The organism is Sodalis sp. RH19, from assembly GCF_047324215.1.
Taxonomy (GTDB): Bacteria; Pseudomonadota; Gammaproteobacteria; order Enterobacterales; family Enterobacteriaceae; genus Acerihabitans.
This window is the reverse complement of record NZ_CP178734.1, coordinates 1,042,317-1,060,593: the sequence shown is the minus strand read 5'-3', so window position 1 is coordinate 1,060,593 and position 18,277 is coordinate 1,042,317. Positions and strand designations below refer to the sequence as shown.

Annotated in this window: 17 protein-coding genes and 1 pseudogene; 7 read left to right on the top strand and 11 right to left on the bottom strand. The window is 56.0% G+C overall.

Going from position 1 to position 18,277, the window contains the following annotated elements; genetic code table 11:
- The first annotated feature begins 348 nt into the window (after positions 1 to 348).
- The 3 genes from ACL2XF_RS04760 (at position 349) to ACL2XF_RS04750 (ending at position 3,053) form a co-directional block, all read left to right on the top strand.
- On the top strand, positions 349 to 1,692 hold the full coding sequence (locus ACL2XF_RS04760) for a 2-hydroxycarboxylate transporter family protein (RefSeq protein ID WP_410014595.1): 1,344 nt from the start codon (positions 349 to 351) through the stop codon (positions 1,690 to 1,692).
- A gap of 205 nt (positions 1,693 to 1,897) precedes the next feature.
- Positions 1,898 to 2,494: a cytochrome b gene (locus tag ACL2XF_RS04755; RefSeq protein ID WP_413723120.1), complete on the top strand. Its 597-nt coding sequence runs from the start codon at positions 1,898 to 1,900 to the stop codon at positions 2,492 to 2,494.
- Positions 2,481 to 3,053, top strand: coding sequence for a YceI family protein (locus tag ACL2XF_RS04750; RefSeq protein ID WP_413723459.1), 573 nt, complete (start codon positions 2,481 to 2,483; stop codon positions 3,051 to 3,053). The genes ACL2XF_RS04755 and ACL2XF_RS04750 overlap by 14 nt, the downstream gene beginning before the upstream one ends.
- A 66-nt stretch (positions 3,054 to 3,119) precedes the next feature.
- Here the strand turns inward: ACL2XF_RS04750 and ACL2XF_RS04745 are convergent, their stop codons facing one another.
- The 9 genes from ACL2XF_RS04745 to ACL2XF_RS04705 form a co-directional block, all read right to left on the bottom strand.
- Complete coding sequence (locus tag ACL2XF_RS04745) at positions 3,120 to 5,303, bottom strand: TonB-dependent siderophore receptor (protein ID WP_413728127.1); 2,184 nt, start codon at positions 5,301 to 5,303, stop codon at positions 3,120 to 3,122.
- A 364-nt stretch (positions 5,304 to 5,667) separates the two neighbouring features.
- Positions 5,668 to 6,747 (bottom strand): YncE family protein, encoded by a 1,080-nt coding sequence (locus ACL2XF_RS04740; protein ID WP_413728126.1) that lies wholly within the window; start codon positions 6,745 to 6,747, stop codon positions 5,668 to 5,670.
- Positions 6,748 to 7,101: 354 nt separating this feature from the next.
- Entirely contained in the window at positions 7,102 to 7,989 is an 888-nt protein-coding gene (locus ACL2XF_RS04735; RefSeq protein WP_410016791.1) for a DMT family transporter, read from the bottom strand.
- Between the two features lie 5 nt (positions 7,990 to 7,994).
- Positions 7,995 to 9,362, bottom strand: coding sequence for an amidase (locus ACL2XF_RS04730; protein WP_413723122.1), 1,368 nt, complete (start codon positions 9,360 to 9,362; stop codon positions 7,995 to 7,997).
- A complete protein-coding gene (locus ACL2XF_RS04725; protein WP_410014590.1) occupies positions 9,362 to 9,574 on the bottom strand; it encodes a hypothetical protein in 213 nt (70 codons plus the stop codon). Before ACL2XF_RS04725 ends, ACL2XF_RS04730 begins: the two co-directional genes overlap by 1 nt.
- Positions 9,575 to 9,584: 10 nt before the next feature.
- Entirely contained in the window at positions 9,585 to 10,601 is a 1,017-nt protein-coding gene (locus tag ACL2XF_RS04720) for an ABC transporter substrate-binding protein (protein WP_410014589.1), read from the bottom strand.
- Between the two features lie 3 nt (positions 10,602 to 10,604).
- Entirely contained in the window at positions 10,605 to 11,441 is an 837-nt protein-coding gene (locus ACL2XF_RS04715; protein ID WP_413723123.1) for an ABC transporter permease, read from the bottom strand.
- A 22-nt stretch (positions 11,442 to 11,463) separates the two neighbouring features.
- The gene (locus ACL2XF_RS04710) at positions 11,464 to 12,243 is read right to left on the bottom strand and encodes an ABC transporter ATP-binding protein (protein WP_410014587.1); all 780 of its coding nucleotides are present in this window, start codon (positions 12,241 to 12,243) and stop codon (positions 11,464 to 11,466) included.
- A gap of 4 nt (positions 12,244 to 12,247) precedes the next feature.
- Positions 12,248 to 13,156, bottom strand: a complete 909-nt coding sequence (locus ACL2XF_RS04705; protein WP_413728125.1) for a carbon-nitrogen hydrolase family protein — start codon at positions 13,154 to 13,156, stop codon at positions 12,248 to 12,250.
- 193 nt (positions 13,157 to 13,349) lie between these two features.
- On the opposite strand from ACL2XF_RS04705, the gene ACL2XF_RS04700 reads away from it, so the two are divergent.
- Positions 13,350 to 14,015: a helix-turn-helix domain-containing protein gene (locus ACL2XF_RS04700; protein ID WP_410014585.1), complete on the top strand. Its 666-nt coding sequence runs from the start codon at positions 13,350 to 13,352 to the stop codon at positions 14,013 to 14,015.
- Positions 14,016 to 14,552: 537 nt separating this feature from the next.
- Here the strand turns inward: ACL2XF_RS04700 and ACL2XF_RS04695 are convergent.
- Complete coding sequence (locus ACL2XF_RS04695; RefSeq protein WP_413728124.1) at positions 14,553 to 15,173, bottom strand: hypothetical protein; 621 nt, start codon at positions 15,171 to 15,173, stop codon at positions 14,553 to 14,555.
- A gap of 673 nt (positions 15,174 to 15,846) precedes the next feature.
- Between ACL2XF_RS04695 and ACL2XF_RS04690 the strand changes: the two are divergent.
- The 3 genes and pseudogenes from ACL2XF_RS04690 to ACL2XF_RS04680 all read left to right on the top strand — a co-directional run.
- Positions 15,847 to 15,939 (top strand): annotated as a pseudogene (locus ACL2XF_RS04690) (hypothetical protein); the annotation flags it as partial.
- A gap of 16 nt (positions 15,940 to 15,955) precedes the next feature.
- The gene (locus tag ACL2XF_RS04685) at positions 15,956 to 16,105 is read left to right on the top strand and encodes a hypothetical protein (protein WP_413723553.1); all 150 of its coding nucleotides are present in this window, start codon (positions 15,956 to 15,958) and stop codon (positions 16,103 to 16,105) included.
- 97 nt (positions 16,106 to 16,202) lie between these two features.
- Positions 16,203 to 17,105 (top strand): LysR family transcriptional regulator, encoded by a 903-nt coding sequence (locus ACL2XF_RS04680; RefSeq protein ID WP_413723126.1) that lies wholly within the window; start codon positions 16,203 to 16,205, stop codon positions 17,103 to 17,105.
- Here the strand turns inward: ACL2XF_RS04680 and mdtH are convergent.
- Positions 17,062 to 18,273, bottom strand: coding sequence for a multidrug efflux MFS transporter MdtH (gene mdtH, locus ACL2XF_RS04675; RefSeq protein WP_410014582.1), 1,212 nt, complete (start codon positions 18,271 to 18,273; stop codon positions 17,062 to 17,064). The two genes, ACL2XF_RS04680 and mdtH, sit on opposite strands and share 44 nt — an antisense overlap.
- Positions 18,274 to 18,277 lie beyond the last annotated feature (4 nt).

Sequence of the window (18,277 nt, the reverse complement as noted above, 5' to 3'; positions counted from 1 at the left end):
CTTGTATTTATATTTTTCCACTCACAGCCGGCGAGCAGCTTGGCATAAAGCAGTTGTCCGCACCCGGCTAAAAAACCCATCAGTGGTGACTGTTATAGCATGTCAGGTTGCAACTCTCAGTTAAATTTAATTATTAATATGCATTTTTAACTATTTAAAGTTTTTTAATTAAACAAAGATTAATTAAATTACCAAAAAGATTGTGTGATGAGTAGCGCACACAAATTATACGTCTGAGTATAAAATAAAACATCATAATTTTATAATATGTATTTAACGTCAGCTATTTAATCAATAAAACCCATTAACCTCTTATCAGCGCACCGCCAAAACAGCAAGGTGATTATAATGGAAAAAATCGACAAACCAATTGAGAATTATGAAAAAACAGCAACGTCGCCCTCATCGACATTCTTCAGGCAATGCAACGGCGCTGATATCAGTTCGGTGCCGTTGATTCTTTTCATTACCATCGCCAGCATCGTGTTTATTTCCGCCTATTCCAGCTACCTGCCTAAAAATATGATTGGTGGTTTGGCCGTCATTATGACCCTGGGATTTTTGCTGTCGCATATTGGCCGACGGATTCCCGTGCTGCGCGATATTGGCGGCCCAGCCATTCTTTGTCTAATGGTACCGTCGGTAATGGTTTTTTTTGGCGTTTTTAAAATTAATACCCTGGAGACGGTACACCTGTTAATGAAGGAGGCCAACCTGCTGTATTTTGTTATCGCCAGCCTGGTGGTCGGCAGTATCCTCGGCATGAACCGTATTGTCCTGGTGCAAGGCATGATCCGTATGTTTATACCCTTGCTGGCGGGAACCGCAACGGCGGCGATAAGCGGATTGGTGGTGGGTAAATTATTCGGGTATAGCGTTTACCATACTTTTTTCTTTATTATCGTCCCCATCCTGGGCGGCGGGATTGGCGAAGGTATTTTACCCCTTTCCCTGGCTTATTCCGCCATCCTGGGCGCCTCGCCGGATGTTTACGTGGCGCAGTTGGCTCCCGCCGCCGTCGTGGGCAATATTTTCGCTATCGTCTGCGCCGGCGTGCTGGCCCGTTTGGGCACCCGCCGCACTCACTGGAGTGGCGATGGCACATTAATCAGGTCGGCGGCGGAAAATGCCTTGTTTGCCCGAAAAGAAGAAGAACGTCCGGTGGATTTTGCGCTGATGGGCGGCGGTTTATTGATGATTTGCACCTTTTTCATCGTTGGGGGATTAGTCGAAAAATGGGTTCATATTCCCGGACCGGTATTGATGATTCTGATTGCCGTACTGTGTAAATACGCGCGGGTGATCCCGGCAAAGATGGAGGAAGGAGCCCATAGTTTTTATAAATTTGTATCCACCACACTGGTATGGCCGCTTATGATTGGACTGGGCATGCTGTATGTCCCGCTGGAAAGCGTCGTCGCGGTGTTCTCCCTCGGCTATGTGATCGTCTGTGCCTCGGTGGTCATTTCCATGGGCGTCGTGAGTTTTCTGATTGCGCCTTATCTCAATATGTACCCGATCGAGGCCGCCATCGTCACATGCTGCCACAGCGGACTGGGCGGGACCGGCGACGTTGCCATTCTATCAGCGTCAAACCGCATGTCATTGATGCCGTTCGCCCAGATATCCACCCGGATCGGCGGAGCATCGACGGTCATCGGCGCCACATTACTCCTTGGATGGCTGATCTAGCATCAGCTACCGGGCCTATGCCAACGCCGTTCTCCGCGGGCTTAAAAATAACCTTGCCCACGTCTGATGCCAACATTTCCAAGGCAGGACTCGTTGTTTCTATTTACAAAACTTTAACGTATTTGACACGACTTAAATTGCTTTTTTATTTCAATCTGTTTTATTTGTTGACCAAGGGTAACGCAACCCACGAGGACGATGCCTTATGCGCTGGCGCAACTCAGCCGACAGTTTCGGCCATATCAGCATTGCTATCCACTGGCTGGTGGCGTTGGCCGTTTACGGTATGTTTGCGCTAGGCCTGTGGATGGTGACGCTTGGCTATTATGCGACCTGGTATCATCGCGCGCCCGAACTGCACAAAAGCATCGGCTGTCTCCTGTTCGCCATGATGATCTTACGCCTGATCTGGCGTTTTATTTCCCCGCCGCCCAAACCCCTCAGCCATTACTCGCCGCTGACCCGCGCCGGCGCGGTGCTGGCGCATTGGACTTTATATATCCTGCTCTTCGCCCTGCTTACCAGCGGGTATTTGATTTCCACCGCGGACGGGCAGCCGATAAATGTATTCGGCTGGTTTTCCGTTCCGGCCACCCTGAGCGGCCTGGCGGGGCAAGCCGATTTAGCGGGCGACATCCATTTGTACCTGGCGTGGTGCGTGGTGATCCTGTCGGTATTGCACGGCCTGGCCGCGTTAAAACATCATTTTATCGATGGCGACATCACGCTTAAGCGGATGCTTGGGTATCACCTTCATCAACCTGCGCAATATAAGGAAAAACACCATGCTGAAAAAGACTAGCCTGGGCCTGGCGACGGTCGCGTTATTTTTCGCCTCGGGCATAGCCGTTGCGGCGGAGTATAAAATTGATAAACAGGGCCAGCATGCTTTTATTCAATTCAAGATCAAACATCTTGGCTACAGCTGGCTCTACGGCGGTTTTAGGGATTTTGACGGCGGCTTCACATTCGACGCTGATAATCCCGCCGCCAGCAAGGTGAACGTGGTGATTAACACCGCAAGCGTCGATACCAATCATGCGGAACGCGATAAACATCTCAGGAGCGCGGAGTTCCTCAACGTAGCACAATATCCCCAGGCCACCTTCGCCTCCACGCAGGTGAAAAAAGACGGCGATGAATGGGATATCACCGGCAACCTGACGTTAAACGGCGTGACCAAACCCATTACCCTGGAAGCCAAATTGGTCGGCCAGGGCAACGATCCCTGGGGCGGCTATCGCGCGGGTTTCGAAGCTGAAGGAACCCTGGCGCTAAAAGATTTTAATATCACCACGGATCTGGGTCCGGCCTCGCAGCAGGTGGACGTGCTTATTTCAGTTGAAGGGATCAGGCAGTGACCTGCCGGCCATCCCCGTTTTTTCACCGCCGCCAGGGTTCTCTGCTGTCCGGCGGCGCAATATCCGTCAGAACGACGTGGTTAAGCCGGCATAATAGGCTCGTCCTGGTTCGTTATATGTTAATGCGCCTTCGTTTTCACGATAAATGCGTTTATCCAGCAGATTGCTGATACCGACATTGACCCGGACATTTTTTGTCACATCGTAATTCAGGCCGACGCCCAGCACGGAATAAGCCCCCAGTTCTTTGCTGGACAGCGAGCCGACTTCGTTGCGTATGTCCGCGTATTCACGCGGTTTCTGCCGGCCGTACATGGTCCAGGCCGCATTGGCGGACAATTTATCGTTAACCTGCCAGTCCAGCAGGGTATTGATGGTGTATTTGGGAATCACCGATAGCGGATTGCCGGTTTCCTTATTCTCGGAGGTGATCATATAAGTGGCATTGGTACGCCAGTTCAGCGTATCGGGCAGCACCGGTATCGCCAGATTAGCCTCCAGCCCTTCCACCAGCGCCTTGCCGCCATTTTCCCAGCGCAGGATATTGCCGCCGTCCGACGCGGTGCCGATAACATCGGTGCCGGCCACGATTTTATTACGGTAATCGTTACGGAAATAAGTGATGCCGGCGTCATAGCCGTTGGCAGTAAATTCCAGGCCGATCTCTTTGTTGATACTGATTTCCGGGTTTAAGTCATCGTTGCCGAGCAGGTAGCAGGCGCCGGTGGCGACCCCCGCCGGGCAGCCGTTGCCATTGGTGCGCAATAAATACCCTTCGCTTGATTGATACAGATTAGGCGCCTTAAACACCCGGGCGATGCCCGCCTTGAGCTTGAAAAAATCGCCGAGCTCCTGGGACATATTCAGGCTGGGGCTCCAATTGGCGCCGAACTTGCTGTGATAATCGAAACGCAGTCCGGGGATAAGGTCGGTGCCTGGTAGGGCTTCGATATTATCTTCAAAATAGAGCGCGCTTAATTCCGCGCTATTTTTACTGCTGCGCAGCGCGGGATTGCCCGATACACCGCCGATGTTCGCATTGGTCTGGCTGGTGGCATGCATCGATGCCGGGTCGTTCAGCTCTTCGCGGTTCCATTCGGCGCCAAGGGTAGCGGTTTGATCCACCCATAACTTCAGCGGGATATTCAGCTCCGTATTGGCTTTGTAGTTCTCCAGCCGGCTGGTGGAGAAGGTGTCGCTATTGATCATGCCTTCTACGCGTCCCGTCGACCCCTCCATCAGGCGCGTATTATTGGTTTTTTCATAATAGAAGCCGGTGCGGGACTGGCCCCAGTCCCAGACGCCGTTATGGGTCACGCCATAATTCTGGCGGTACATGCGGTTGGTTTCCTCGCCATACAGCGTCGGCACCAGGCTGCTGACGTTACCATTGCTGTACTGGGTATCGCCGGTGTAGATATTGCCCTGGCGGCTGTAGCCGTATTCGAAGTCCATGCTTTGCCGGGGATCGATTTTCCATGATAGCAGCGTGTTGATGTCCTTGTTGCGCACCCCTTCGCGGCCGGCGGCATAGGAGCCATTTTGCTGGGTATTGATATCGGGGCTGTCGGCGTCGGTTTTATTGATATTGCCGTACAATCGCATGGTCAGCACATCGTCGATCAGCGGACCGCTCAGGCTGAAATTGGCCCGTTTGGTGGCGCCTTCCTTATCATCCTCCGGCTGGTTGGTATACAGGGATAACGACCCGTGCCAATCGTTGGTCGGCCGCTTGGTGATAATATTCACCACGCCGCCCGCAGCGCCGGAACCGTAGCGCGCGGCCGCAGGCCCTCTCAACACTTCGATCCGCTCGACCATCTCCACCGGCACCCAGTTGGTATCGCCGCGGGTATCGCGCTCCCCGCGCCAGCTGTAGCGCACCGCATTACGCGACGTGACCGGTTTGCCGTCTATCAGGATCAGCGTATTTTCCGGCCCCATGCCGCGGATATCGATTTGGCGGTTGTTGCCGCGGCTGCCCGAGGCGCTGTTGCCGGTCAAGTTGACGCCGGGCATTTTGCGGATGATATCCGACAGGTCATTTACCGGCGTTTCTTTTTTAATGTCGTCCGCGGTAATAATGGATACGCCGGGCTGCTGTTTCAGCTCCTCTTCGGCCGTGGCCTTGACGACCATCACGTCCTCGCTGTCGGTTTCCCCCGTCGTTTCGGCGCCGGCGCCGCTGCTGAAAATGGCGGTGAATAAAATGGCGAGCGGTCCCATAGTGAAATTTTTAGTTACACACATTTATTATGATCCTATTGCAATTTATATTTTCCCAAGAGAATACGAATAGTAATAAGAATCGTTATCATTGTATATGAATGCGGGAATTCTTCACATTTTCTCCTTAATGTGAAGAACGGTGGTTTTCTGAGCATACCAGTGCGTGAGCCAGGCCGCGCTTTCTGCGACGTCTTGAATGGGGAATGCAAAGCCGGTTGCCGGAGAATATCAGCAGTAATCGGGTAAGCGCCCAGAGCCTGCCACCGCCGTTGGGCAACCCGCAGCGGAAATGCCCCGCTTGCGCCGTGCCTCCGGCACGTCCAGTTCCGGGGCGGGCGGCATATCGGAAAGGGTCAGGCAGGACGCCGTCGCGCCCTGCCGGGTATTACTGCAGCGCGATACGCATCACGTCATCCGGGCTGGTGGCTTCCTGCTGGCGGCTGGAGGCCTGCTTTACGCTGACATACAGCGTTTGGCCGTCGGGCGACAGGGCCAGGCTATTCGGGTGCACCGGGGTAGCGATGGTGCGCAGCACGTTATAGGTCTTGGCGTCGATCACGCTCACCTGCCCCGCCTGGCGGTGGGTTACATAGACTTCGTTGCGCGTCGGGTTAAACAGCACAGCCAGCGATGCCGGCACGCCGATTTTCGCCAGGATATTACCGTTGCGGGTATCCGCCACCAGCACCTGCGGCTGTTTGGAATCGGTGATAAACGCGCGGTGCGTCGCCGGGTCCAGGCTGAGGTTGAGGAAAAAGTGTTCCGTCGCGGTTTCATCGAGCTTTTTGCGCAGCACCACGTTGTTGGTGACGGTGTCGATGGACAGCAGTTCGTTGTCGGCATTGGTCACGTACAGGCGTTTTGCCGCCGCGTCCAGCGCCAGCCCGGTGCCCATTTTGCCGATATCGTCCAGGGTGGCGCGCAGGGTCAGGGTAGCGCCGTCCACCACCCATATCACGCTGGACTCACCCAGTCCGGCGATATAAAGGGTATTGGTCTCCTGGTCCACCACCAGCTCACGCGGCGCCAGCGGTTTGACGGTGTCAGAACGCTGGCGCCCATCCAGCACCAGCCGGCCTGTTACCGCGCCGGTTTTGGCGTCGATGGCGGTGACGGCGCCGTCGACGGTGTTGCCGAAGTATAGGGTATCGGTCTTGGTATTGATGGCGGCGCCGAAGGGTTTGATATCGTTGTGGATAATCTGGGTGATATCAAGCGTGGCGGGGTCGAGGCGATATACCACCCCGCCTTTGTCCAGCTTGCGGCTTTGCGAGGTGGCCAGGTAAAGCGCGTCGCCTTGCGTGCTGTACGCCATCTCGTAAGCGCCTTTGCCGACGGGTTTGCGCAGCGGCTCCTGTGCCGCCCATGCCTCCTGGGCCAGGGTAAACAACAGCGCGCCAGCCAGCAGCAGCGCATACGCCGCGCGTGGCCCCGGCCGTCCGCCGGTGGTCGTTATCACGTCCATACTATCTCCATTTCAATGAATTGAGGTTGCCGCCGGGCCAGCGCCAGGCAGCTAAAAGGGGTTTCACATTGCATCAAGAAGCAGCAAGAGCCGGAACGTCATGGCGTCCCGATCTTTATATGAGAATAATAATCATTATTTTTTGAAAAGCACAATGATTTTACCAACCCAATCAGGTGTTTCGTAACGCATTCTGACACCGCAAATGAATGTCACCCGACGCTAAACCGGGCCGTGGCCGCACCCCTTTTATCGCTACCGTCTGCTTTAGCGGCCGGCTTCATTTCACCGTCGGGCAGCCCTGTACGGCGGTGGAAGCCGCGCGGTTCGGCGGTATTCAGCCGGAGACTTTTTTTAACGCCGGCGACGTTCCGCGGATATGGGGATTCCTCGGCCGTATCGTCCCGGATTCATCACCGCGATGAAAATGCTGCCGACAACCAGTACGGCGCCCAGCAGCTTGCCCTGATCCAGTTTTTCGCCCAGTATCGCCGCCCCCAACAACACCGCCAGCGCCGGGCTGAGTAGCGACCAGGGAAGGATTTGGTTTACCGGATACTTTTTCAATAACCAGTACCAGAGCGAATAGGATATCAGCGACGAACCCAGCGCGCTGTAGATTATCCCAAGCCAACCCCGCCAGCCCGCCGCCAGGAACAGCGTCAATTGGTGATGCTCCGTTAGGAAGGAACAAAGTGAAACCAGGGGAATGGCAAACAGCGACAGCCAGCCGGTCATCGCCAGCGGCGGGATCGGCGGCGATCGCTTAATCACAATAGTGGTCACGGCCCATCCGCCGGCGCTTAACAGCAGCAAAGCCGGCCCATGCCATGAATTCAGCGCGGGGCTGCCGGAGAGCACCACCACGCCCGCCACAGCGCCGCAAACACCGATTATCTGCCGCAATGTGAGCCTTTCCTTCAGCCATACCGCCGCCAGCGCCATCGCCATCGGGGTCCCCATCTGTACCAGCACGGCCGCGCTGCCGGCATCGGTATAGCGCATACCGAGCAGCAGCAGTGAAAAGTGAACAAAACCAAAGGTAAATGCCAATAAACACAGTAGCGGGACCTGTTGCCACCGTATTGGATTGAACGGCACCAGTACTGCCGCCACAATCATAAAGCGAACCAACAACATCAGCAGAGGCGGCAGTTCCATCAGGCCGAATTTCATGGCGATCACGTTGAACGCCCAGCCCGATGCTACCACCAGCAGAATCAGCACATCCTGGAACAGCAGTTTTTTCAACGGTTGACCATAACCGGCGTGCGCCGGTGGTAGTCGCTTTCCCGCTGGAAACAGGCGGCGATGCCCATCAGTCGCTGTTCGCCGCCATCCGGGCCAATCAGCTGCATGCCGATGGGTAAGCCCGCACTGTCAAAACCGGCGGGAAGGTTCAGGGCGGGCAGCGCGGCCAGGCTGGCAAGCGCGTTAAAGCGCATATTGCCGGTGAGCACGCTCTCCTCATCATCGCCGATGCGTACCTGCGTCTGGCCTTTCAACGGCGCGGTAAACGGCAGCGTGGGTGCCAGTATCACGTCCACTTGGTTGAATTTTTCCACCATTTGCTGTCGTAATGCGGTGCGATAGCGCTGCGCCTGCAAATACTCCACCGCGCTGATGCCCAGGCCGGCCTGCAACAGCAGGCGGACATCTTCCCCGTACTCCCCGGCCCGGTCCGCCAGCCACGGTGCATGCAGCGCGGCCGGCTCGGCCAGATTGATTAACACCAGGGCATTAACCGCCTGCTCCAGTCCGCTGAACGACAGGGTTTCGCAGCGGCCCCCGGCGGCGCGGAACCAGTCCGTCAAATCATGATAGGCGCGCGCCACGTCCGGCTGTACTTTCTCGCTATACTCCCCCAGCAGGCCAATGCGCAGGCCGTGCAGATCGGGTAAGGCGGCGGGTACGGTATCGCCGGTCAGCGCACTGAACATCAGCGCGCAGTCTTCGGCATAGCCGGCCAGCGGCCCGACGGTGTCGAGACTGGCGGCCAGCGGGAAAATGCCGTCGGTGGCGATCCGTCCCACGCCCGGGCGCAACCCGGTAACGCCATTCATGGCGGCGGGCAGCCGGATGGACCCGCCGGTATCGGTGCCCAGCGCGCCCAGCGCGCTGCGCACCGCCGCCGCCACGCCCGATCCACCGCTTGAGCCGGCTGGTATGCGGTTGCCATCCCAGGCGTTGCCGCTGGGGCCGTAATGGGGATTATCCGTCGTGCCGCCCCAGGCGAATTCATGCATATTGGTGCTGCCGATGATAATCGCGCCGGCCCGTTTTAACCGCCGCACGACCCCGGCATCGCGCTGCGCCAGCGATCCGGCCAGTATCCGGCTGCCGGCGTGCATCTCCTGCCCCGCCAGGGCGATATTGGCTTTAATGGCGATCGGCATCCCCTGGAGGGGACCGAGATCGTAGCCCTGCTCCAGCAGCGTCTGGCTGGCCTGCGCCACGTTGCGTGCCTGATCGCGATAAAGCGCGTTAAACGCATTCAGATCGCGGGTGGCGGCTTCGCGTGCCAGGCAGGCCTCCAGCAGCTCCGGGAAGCTGAACTGCCGGGCTCGCACCCGGCGTCCGGCTTCGCCCATGGAAAACGCTAACAGGTCGTCCATCAGCCCTCCTCCACGGCCATCGCCGTCGGCGGATGCAGCGGCGAGACCCAAGCGGTGGCCGGCAACAGGGCCGGCGGGAAATGGCGCGCGCCGTAGGCGGCCACGCCGGCGGCCCGCTGCGCGCAGTCGCCAAGCAATGGGAGTAATAGCGCGGCATCCGCCGGGGTATAAAGGTTAATCAGCGCCAAACGCGCGGCGATTTCATCATTCATGGCCCCGCTCCTACTGTTTACCCATGGCATCTACCGCCTGCTTGGCTTTGCCGGCCAGTTCGGTATTCACATTGCTGTCGTAGGACGTGGCGGCCGAGGGATAGGCCTTGATGTTTTTGGCATACAGGGCAATGTTCATATTGTTGTCCCACGCTTTTTGCGAGACCAGCACATTCTCCGGATAGCCCTTGGCGTCGATTTCGCGCAGCACCGCGGTGCGCACCAGATCCTTGGGCACATTGGGGAAGTATTTGGCGGCAATCTCCACCGCCCGGTCGGTATTGCTGTAAATAAAGCGCGACGCCATTTCAAAGGCGGTCACCACGCCCTGCGCCTGCGCGGGGTTCTTGTCGATGTAGTCCTGGGTCGTGGTCAGGCTGGAGAACGCAAAGGGAAACCAGTCCTGGTTGGCGGAAAATGAATACACCACATGCAGGCCGTTCTGCTTTTCCGCCATCGAGGTCTGCGGCTCCACCGCCAGCGCGTAGTCGGCACGATCGGCCACCACCGCCGGGATTTCATTGCCTATAGCCACATGCACCAGCTTCACATTGCTTAATTTTTGCTGCTTGATCAGATAGCTCATAAATGCCCAGGTGGTGTCGGGCTGCGGACTGGTCACCACCCGCTTATTGGACAAAAAGCTCAGGTTATTTTGCAGCGGCGTGGCGTCCTTGCCGAAGATAAACACCGTCGGCGCGTTTTGCACGCCGGCCACCACGACTCCGCCGCCGCCATTTTCATGGGATTTCGGCACAAACACCGGGTCCTGGATGGAAAAATCCGCCGAACCGCCGATCACCGCCGCCCAGGATTGGGAGCCGCCTCCGCCGGTGCTGATCTTGACCTCAAGGCCCTGCTGTTTAAAAAAGCCCTGTTCCTGCGCGACATACAGCGGCAGGTAGAGCAATGATTGAAAAGCCTGGTTGATGCGCACCGGCGTTTGCGCCGCCGACGCCGACCCCCACACCGCGCCGCACAGTACCGCAGCCAGGGTAAAACTACGTATACGCTTGCTTGTATTCATTTTTCAGGCCCTTTCCCATGAGAGAATCATACGTTCGAGTAAAGCAACTAACCCGTTGAAAATCAGCATCATAACCATCACCAGCACAATACCCGCCAGGACGATATTCATACCGAAATTGGAACTGCCCAGCAGGATCATATGGCCGACGCCGGCGTCGGAGGAGATGTATTCCCCGACGATGGCGCCCACCAGGGCGAAACCGACGTTCAGGCGCAGGCCGGACACGACCCACAGCATGGCGGACGGCACTACCAGCTTGACGAAAATCACCGTGCGCGAGGCATCGAAGGACCGCAGCAGGTTTATCAGGTCGGGGTCGGTGCGCAGGGCGCCCTTATAGGAGGTGGTCAGCGAAACCACCACGCAGGAGAAGGCGACGATAACCACTTTGGACAGCATTTCCGTGCCAAACCAAATGATAGTGATGGGCGCGATGGCCAATACCGGAATGGCGCCGATGGCGGCGATAAAGGGCGCGGCCAGATCGGAAATAAATTTGGAGTACCACAGCAACAATCCCAGGATAGACCCGCCTATCGCGCCGACGACAAAGCCTATCAGCGTCTCGTAGGTGGTGATTTGAATGTCGGCCAGCAGTTCGCCGGACTGGAAGCGCTGCACCAGCACCTCCCACACCATGCTGGGACTGGCGAACAGGAACTTGCTGATGCTGCCGTTGCGTACGCCGATTTCCCAGCCGGCCAGCAGGCCGGCCACTATCAGTATCTGCAACAGCAGCAACGTATAGCGCCTGACGGCCGGGGTACGGAAAAAGGACTCCAGCCGTTCGCTCTTGCGGGACGTGTTCACCCGGGTAGGTTGCGGAATACTGCTCATGATTGCGCCTCGCGAAAAACATTCATATATTGACCGGGGCGGCGCCGATGCTGCGCCAAATCATTTCGTAATACTCATTGAAGCGCGGCGAAAGCCGGCGCTCGGGAATGATCATGCTGTCGGTTTCCAAATCGACCCTTATCTCGTGTACGATTTCGCCCGGCCTGGCTTTCATGACATAGACCCGATCCGAGAGCGTGACCGCCTCCTCGATATCGTGGGTGATAAATATCACCGTCTTTTTCTGCTGTTTCACCACCGTCAGCAGTTCCGACTCCAGCGAGACTTTCAGCGGATAATCCAGCGCCTTATACGCTTCATCCATCAGGATGATTTCGGGCTCGGTAACCATGGTGCGCATTAACGCCACCCGTTGTTTCATGCCGCCGGACAGCTGGGCGGGATATTTATCCTCGTACCCTTCCATGTGGTAAGTACGCAATAAGTCGGCGGCGCGTTCACGGGCGATTTTTTTATTTATTCCCCGCACCTCCAGGCCCAGGATGATGTTCTCCAGCACGGTTCGCCAGGGGAACAGCAGGTCTTTTTGCAGGACATAGCCCAGATCCGGCGAGGGGCTGCCGGTGGTCTCGCGGTTTTTGATAATGATGTGGCCGTCGTCCGGCGCCAGCAGGCCGGTGATAATATTAAACAGCGTGGATTTACCGCAGCCGCTGGGGCCGACAAAGGAGATAAACTCATTTTCATCGGCATGAAAATCCAGGGCATTGAGCACCGCCACCGGCCCCGCGGCCGAGACATAGCTTTTGGAGATGTTAACTGCTTCCAGGGTATGCGGCATGGCGTTATTCCCCCACCTGTCTGGCATGGTAATGGCGGACGGTTAACGGCGGATCGGATGCCCGCACCGGCACATAATCTTTGAGGAAAAAGTACCCCATATACCCTACGCTGCGCGCGCGGGTGATATCCTGCCGGATGTTGACGCTCGCCAGGGCGATGCCCGCCGCATTGCCGGTATCGGCAATAATATGGCCACGCGGATCGATGATGCGGCTGTGGCCGTGATACAGCAGGTTGCCATGGGGACCGTGCAAATTGGATTCCACCATCCAGCATTGATTTTCCATCGCGCGCACCCGGCCGAACAGGGTATAGCTGTCGACCATGGAATCCTGCTCCGGGTCCCGGCTGTCGCCCGCCAGCCCCCAGGCGGTGGGCATGATCATGATATCCGCCCCGTTGAGGGCCAGTTCGCGGGTACTTTCAGGAAACACCTTGTCATAACAAATCAGCATGCCGATGCGGCCGAGCGCCGTATCGAATACCGGGAAACCCTCGCCGGGATAATAAACATGCTTCTCGTCCCCCGGCTGGTGCACTTTGCGATAGCGGCCCACCTCCCCGCCCGGTCCCAGCAGCACCACGGTGTTGAACAGGACTTCCGGGTAACGGGGATGGCGCTCGGTCATGCCCACTACCGCATAGACCTGATGCCGGATCACCGCCTCGCGGATCTGGCCGATGCCCTCCCCGCTTTCGATCACTTCGGCGTTGGCGAATTGCCAGGCCACGTTATCGAAATCCAGACTCAGGGTATCGGTCAGGTAGCCTTGCAAAATTTGCTCGGGAAACACCACCAGCCTGGCGCCGGCGGCGACGGCCTGCGCCAGTAGCGCGAGGATATTGCCGACATTACGCGGCTTGTCATAAAACGCCTGCATGGAAACGGTAGCAATAATGGTTTCGCTCACGTCCTTCTCCCGTAGCTTAATGAATCAACCGCCGCCGGTTTTCCCGGACCCGCGGGTTGCGCTGGTTTTCACATCATGCCGCCTATTTTTCATTTACACCAAAATGTTTTTCTTATAGTAAAAAATAAGCGATCCATGAGAAAATAACGTACACTTCAGCGCTAAGTAGGTACTCAGTATTCCGGAGCGGGCGATGGAGAATAATAGCTACAGTAAAACGGCAGGTATAAGGACCGCGTTGACCACCGAGCAGGATTTCGGCAAACGGATTAAGGCCATGCGGGTGGAACGGCGCTGGACGCTGGAACAGGTGGCGAAAAACTGCGGAGTGTCCATCTCGACGCTGTCAAAGATAGAAAATGGCCAGGTATCGGCCTCCTTCGACACCATCACCAAAATTGCCAACGCCTTCGATTTGTCCTTCAGCGATTTGTTCAGGCAGAACGCGTCGTCCGCAGCAAATGCCCGTCCGCCGGTGGCGGGCCGCCGGACCGTCACCCGCGCGGGAGAAGGATTGGTATTTACCAACGCGCATTACATCTACAATGTGCACGCCGAGGAACTGACCCATAAGGGCATGATCCCAATAGTCATGCAGATTACCGCACGCGAAGCGCCGCCGCAGGACCAATGGTCCTGCCATGAAGGCGAAGAATTTATCTACGCGATCAGCGGGACAACCATTTTGCATACCGCCTGGTATGCCCCGCTTTGCTTATTGCCCGGCGACAGCGCCTACATTGATAGTTCGATGCCGCACGCCTTTGTGACGCAGGGAGAACAAGATGCGTCCATTCTGTCCATTTGCCTTACCGATAAACTGGACTTTGAGCAACATGCAAGCGCCGCGCCGTTATAGCCATTGCGGAACAGCCCATTCCGCATCCGCAAGCCATTGCGCCTATTGGTTTGGCCAACGACGGGCCAGAACAGGTTCCTGCCGGTAAGCCCATCATGATTGCGGACCTTACGTCAGTTCACCAACCAGGACGGTTAGCAACCCGGCCAACGGTAATGAGCGCTTCTGTCGCTGTGTACCACGGGCCTGTCATTATCAGCGAGACACTGTTGAATAAATCGGAATGCAGGCATTTTGGTGTGCAATAAAAAATTAACGATTAAAATTAAATATAAAAACATTTCAAATATTGTCACAAAAAAAATTATTCAGTAATGACCATGTTATAAAGGAAGAAAATATAGCAGTCTGATATTTTAAAAATCCCGATATGTACTGGCGTGAATACTAAAAAAATAATACTTACTCAGGCCCTGAACATACCGAGAGATCGATTATGCTGTACGCCACCGAACTTATTCAAACAGGATTTTATCTCAGCGTTTAACTATCATCATTCAATTGACAGTGATTGTTTGCGAATGCACTATCCCGCGCCTACTTTTCTGCCCCGTCCTGCAACTCAGATCGCGCCACCATGTTGCGGGCGGAATCCGCTGCGGCCTGGACTTGCGAACGCTGGGTGATCAATGAGGACTCAGTCTGTGAGGCCCGTTCTGATGCATTGCTGCGGGCGGAGTCCGCTGCGGCCTGGACCTGCGAACGCTGGTTGCTCAATGAGGATTCAGCCTTTGAGGCGCGCTCTGATGCATTGCTGCGGGCGGAGTCCGCTACGGCCTGGGCCTGCGAACGCTGACTGCCGAATGAGGACTCAGCCTTTGAGGCGCGTTCTGATGCATTGCTGCGGGCGGAGTCCGCTGCGACCTGGGCCTGCGAACGCTGGTTGCTCAATGAGGACTCAGCCTTTGAGGCGCGTTCTGATGCATTGCTGCGGGCGGAGTCCGCTGCGGCCTGGGCCTGCGAACGCTGACTGCCGAATGAGGACTCAGCCTTTGAGGCGCGTTCTGCGGCATTGCTGCGGGCGGAGTCCGCTGCACTGCGAGCCGAATTACGGGCAGAGTCCGCAGCGGCTCTGGCCGAGCTGGCATCATGCGCCATTGCGGTGCTGACACAACCCGTAACTAGGATAAAACTCAAAAAAAAATGTTTCATATTCATGATGTAATTCCTATGTTATTCGTTTCAGAAACGTCCATCGATAATATAATCCGTAACTGGATTTCTATTATTTATGGTTAGCGATCATGGCAAGGTCTTTATGCCATGGCAGCCATTAAAACAGCAAAAAATAATTTCTACATTTGGAATAATCCTAAATAGTAACCTAGGGTTACTATTTTTTAAAACAGTATTTATAAAATAAAAAATTAATTAAATTGTCATGAAACCGCAATCTGTTCTCCGGTATAGCAGGACTTTTCATCGTAAGCGATGAGATGGTCTTCCCCCTTCTTCACGACAGCATCCATTTCCGCCATGATGAATAAACTTCAATCAGAAGAAAAAGTAAAAGGTTTACGAAAGCAAACCTGTCACTATCATTATGACTGCCGTCTTGCAATACGGGGGAAGACCCTATACGTACGCCCAGCGCCGTCTGTTGATTACCCGTCAAGTTGTTGAAAATGATGTCCAGGGTTCGGGGTTCAACCCAAAATCCCCGCGACGCAGAACGCTGAGCTGTTGGCTAACCGAGCTTCCTGCGTATTACCCAGGTACAGGCGATGATTTTCCGCATCAAACGCAGTGGCGAATAAATGCCCGGTCCCGGCGCCTGCCAGCACATTGATAAGCCGCATTCTTTTGGTGAATTGCTGCCGGCATCAGCCGGGTGGCGCACCGTTTTAAACGGCGCGGGGCGTGGCGGATTACCTTCGTCATGTTCCTGATTACCGTTGGCGTTTCTACCTTGGGCAAGGGGGAAGAGACCTTGGATTTTTATGCTATTCTTATCCCCCGGCTGTTCAGTCTGGGCTATAACAGTGGTCGCGTGCGCCGGAGCCGGTATTTCGCTAACCCAGGATATCGGTCTGCGGCTGGTGATGTGCGTGGTGCTGTCCGCCATTGGCCAGGTCAGGCCAGTGCGTTGAGACCCATAAGGGTCCTGAAAGGCATAGGCGCCGGGAAAACGGGCCGAATGGCAACATGCCCGGAACGGTTACCCGTTCCGGGCTAAGGAGTACCGTGATGGATGATAAAGACTGGCTGATTATTCGTACCGTTTATGAATTAAAAAACGTTACCCGCGCCGCCCAATTACTTAATACGTCCCAGCCGGCGCTCAGTTACCGTCTCAAGCAGATTGAGAAAAAGCTGGATGTGCAGCTTTTCGACATGAGCCACAAAAGCCTCACGTTTACTCTGCAAGGAGAACAAATCGCGCACTATGCGGTTAAGGTATTGCAGGACTACCGGGATATGAAAGAAAATTTGCAGCAATGCGGTGACCGGCTGCGCGGAGAAATACGCATTGGCGCTTCCAGCAATTATGCCGCCTACCGGCTGCCAAAGCTGCTGCAAGACTTCATCGCCCAGCATCCCCAGGTGGCGGTGAATGTCACCACCGGCCTGAGTCTGGAAATTTTCCACCAGCTTCAGCGCAATGACGTGCATCTGGCGCTGGTTAAAGACGATCTCAACTGGAAAGAGGGCAAACACATGGTGGATGAAAATTATTTTTTTATCGTTTACCATCGCCCGGTCGACCTGGCGGATCTGCCTCATCTGCCGCAGATCCGCATCAGCCACGGTCCCTATATCAGTACCCTGCTCGATCGCTGGTGGAACGCCAGTTTCTCTGCCCCGCCGCGGGTGGCCATGACGGTGGACAAACTGGAAGTCTGCCTGGAAATGGTCAAACACGGACTGGGTTATGCCATTTTATCCAACTACCTTCCCTTCGATGCCGCGTTGCACCCCTGCCCCATATTCGACGAAGATAATAAGCCGATCACCAATCACACCTGGCTGCTGTACCGGCATCATGCCCTGCACACGCCGCGCCTGGCGCGCTTTATCCAGCTGCTGTCCGCCCCGGCGCCCGCGGCTACAGGCTGCGCAACCTGGCAATTTGCGTCGGATGGTTCCTGAACTGCATATAAAGCGCAACCAGAGTGACCAGACCGATAGCGCCCAGTATCAGCCAGGGCAACGCAGGCGTGGCGGTACGCGTGCCGAAATCATACAGCCAGCCGCCGCCGCTATAGCCAAGGGCCCCGCCGACCGCCGCGCCCATGCGGCTAAAGCCCATGTAGCTGCCTCTGGCGCGATAATCAGACAGCTCCGCGCCCAGCGTTTCGCGCGCCGGTTCGGCGATAAGCGAGCCAAGATAAAACAAGATGACCAGGCTGAACAACACCATAAGCCGGTCCACATACCCGACCAATACCAGGCTGGCGGCCATTAATGCCAGGCCGAAGATCAGCCGTTGCTCCAGACGGAAACGGCGTTCGCTCCAGCGCGCCAATGGATAAAGCAGCAGGAGGGCCATCACCGCGTCAATGGAGTACATCCAGCCCACCGCCGCCGGCGAACCGGCCACCGCCTGTACTGCGATGGGCAACATCAGCATCACCTGCACGTTGAGCGTGTAATAACCGGTCAGGATCATGACATAACGGCGAAACGGCTTGTCGTTAAATGCCCGCGCCATGCCCGACAGAATGGGCGCACGGACGCTGGAAAGCTTGTAATCAGGTAGCTTCCAGGCATTCCAGCCGGCAGCCAGGATAAACATGGCCATACCCGCGAAACAAACGCTTTGGAAGTCATAGGCCATTAATAACCAGCTGCCCAACAGCGCGCCCAGCACCCGGAAAGCGCTGTCTTCAACCATCAGGATCGAGTAAAAGCGCCCGCGCTCGTTGGGGCGTACCAGTTTTATCACCAGCGCCGATCGGCAAGGAGAGAACAGCATGCCGCCAATGGCCGCAAGCGTACAGGCCATCATCAAAATCCAGCCACGATCGGCAAAACCCATCAGGCCCATGCCGGCGGCGCGCAGCAACATGCCGATCACCAGCATCGGTTTAGCGCCAAAATAGTCGGCAATGGCGCCGCCGAGAATACTGGTGCCCGACTGGATAAACTGCCAAATACCCAGCGACACCCCGACTATAACCGCCGGCCAGCCCAATTGTTCGACAAAATGCACCGATAACAGGGGAAAAACCGCCGAAAAGCCCAGTTCCAGCAGCATATTATCAAGGAGTAAAAAGCGCTTTCCTGCACGACGTGCCCGCGCGGTAACTGGAAGCATAAAG

Coding starts and splice junctions, on each gene's coding strand:
- ACL2XF_RS04695 (WP_413728124.1), bottom strand. CDS start 15,173: ATGAATATGAAACATTTTTTTTTGAGTTTTATCCTAGTTACGGGTTGT.
- ACL2XF_RS04725 (WP_410014590.1), bottom strand. CDS start 9,574: ATGAATGATGAAATCGCCGCGCGTTTGGCGCTGATTAACCTTTATACC.
- mdtH (WP_410014582.1), bottom strand. CDS start 18,273: ATGCTTCCAGTTACCGCGCGGGCACGTCGTGCAGGAAAGCGCTTTTTA.
- ACL2XF_RS04710 (WP_410014587.1), bottom strand. CDS start 12,243: ATGCCGCATACCCTGGAAGCAGTTAACATCTCCAAAAGCTATGTCTCG.
- ACL2XF_RS04680 (WP_413723126.1), top strand. CDS start 16,203: ATGGATGATAAAGACTGGCTGATTATTCGTACCGTTTATGAATTAAAA.
- ACL2XF_RS04685 (WP_413723553.1), top strand. CDS start 15,956: ATGCTATTCTTATCCCCCGGCTGTTCAGTCTGGGCTATAACAGTGGTC.
- ACL2XF_RS04730 (WP_413723122.1), bottom strand. CDS start 9,362: ATGGACGACCTGTTAGCGTTTTCCATGGGCGAAGCCGGACGCCGGGTG.
- ACL2XF_RS04760 (WP_410014595.1), top strand. CDS start 349: ATGGAAAAAATCGACAAACCAATTGAGAATTATGAAAAAACAGCAACG.
- ACL2XF_RS04715 (WP_413723123.1), bottom strand. CDS start 11,441: ATGAGCAGTATTCCGCAACCTACCCGGGTGAACACGTCCCGCAAGAGC.
- ACL2XF_RS04720 (WP_410014589.1), bottom strand. CDS start 10,601: ATGAATACAAGCAAGCGTATACGTAGTTTTACCCTGGCTGCGGTACTG.
- ACL2XF_RS04740 (WP_413728126.1), bottom strand. CDS start 6,747: ATGGACGTGATAACGACCACCGGCGGACGGCCGGGGCCACGCGCGGCG.
- ACL2XF_RS04745 (WP_413728127.1), bottom strand. CDS start 5,303: ATGTGTGTAACTAAAAATTTCACTATGGGACCGCTCGCCATTTTATTC.
- ACL2XF_RS04755 (WP_413723120.1), top strand. CDS start 1,898: ATGCGCTGGCGCAACTCAGCCGACAGTTTCGGCCATATCAGCATTGCT.
- ACL2XF_RS04700 (WP_410014585.1), top strand. CDS start 13,350: ATGGAGAATAATAGCTACAGTAAAACGGCAGGTATAAGGACCGCGTTG.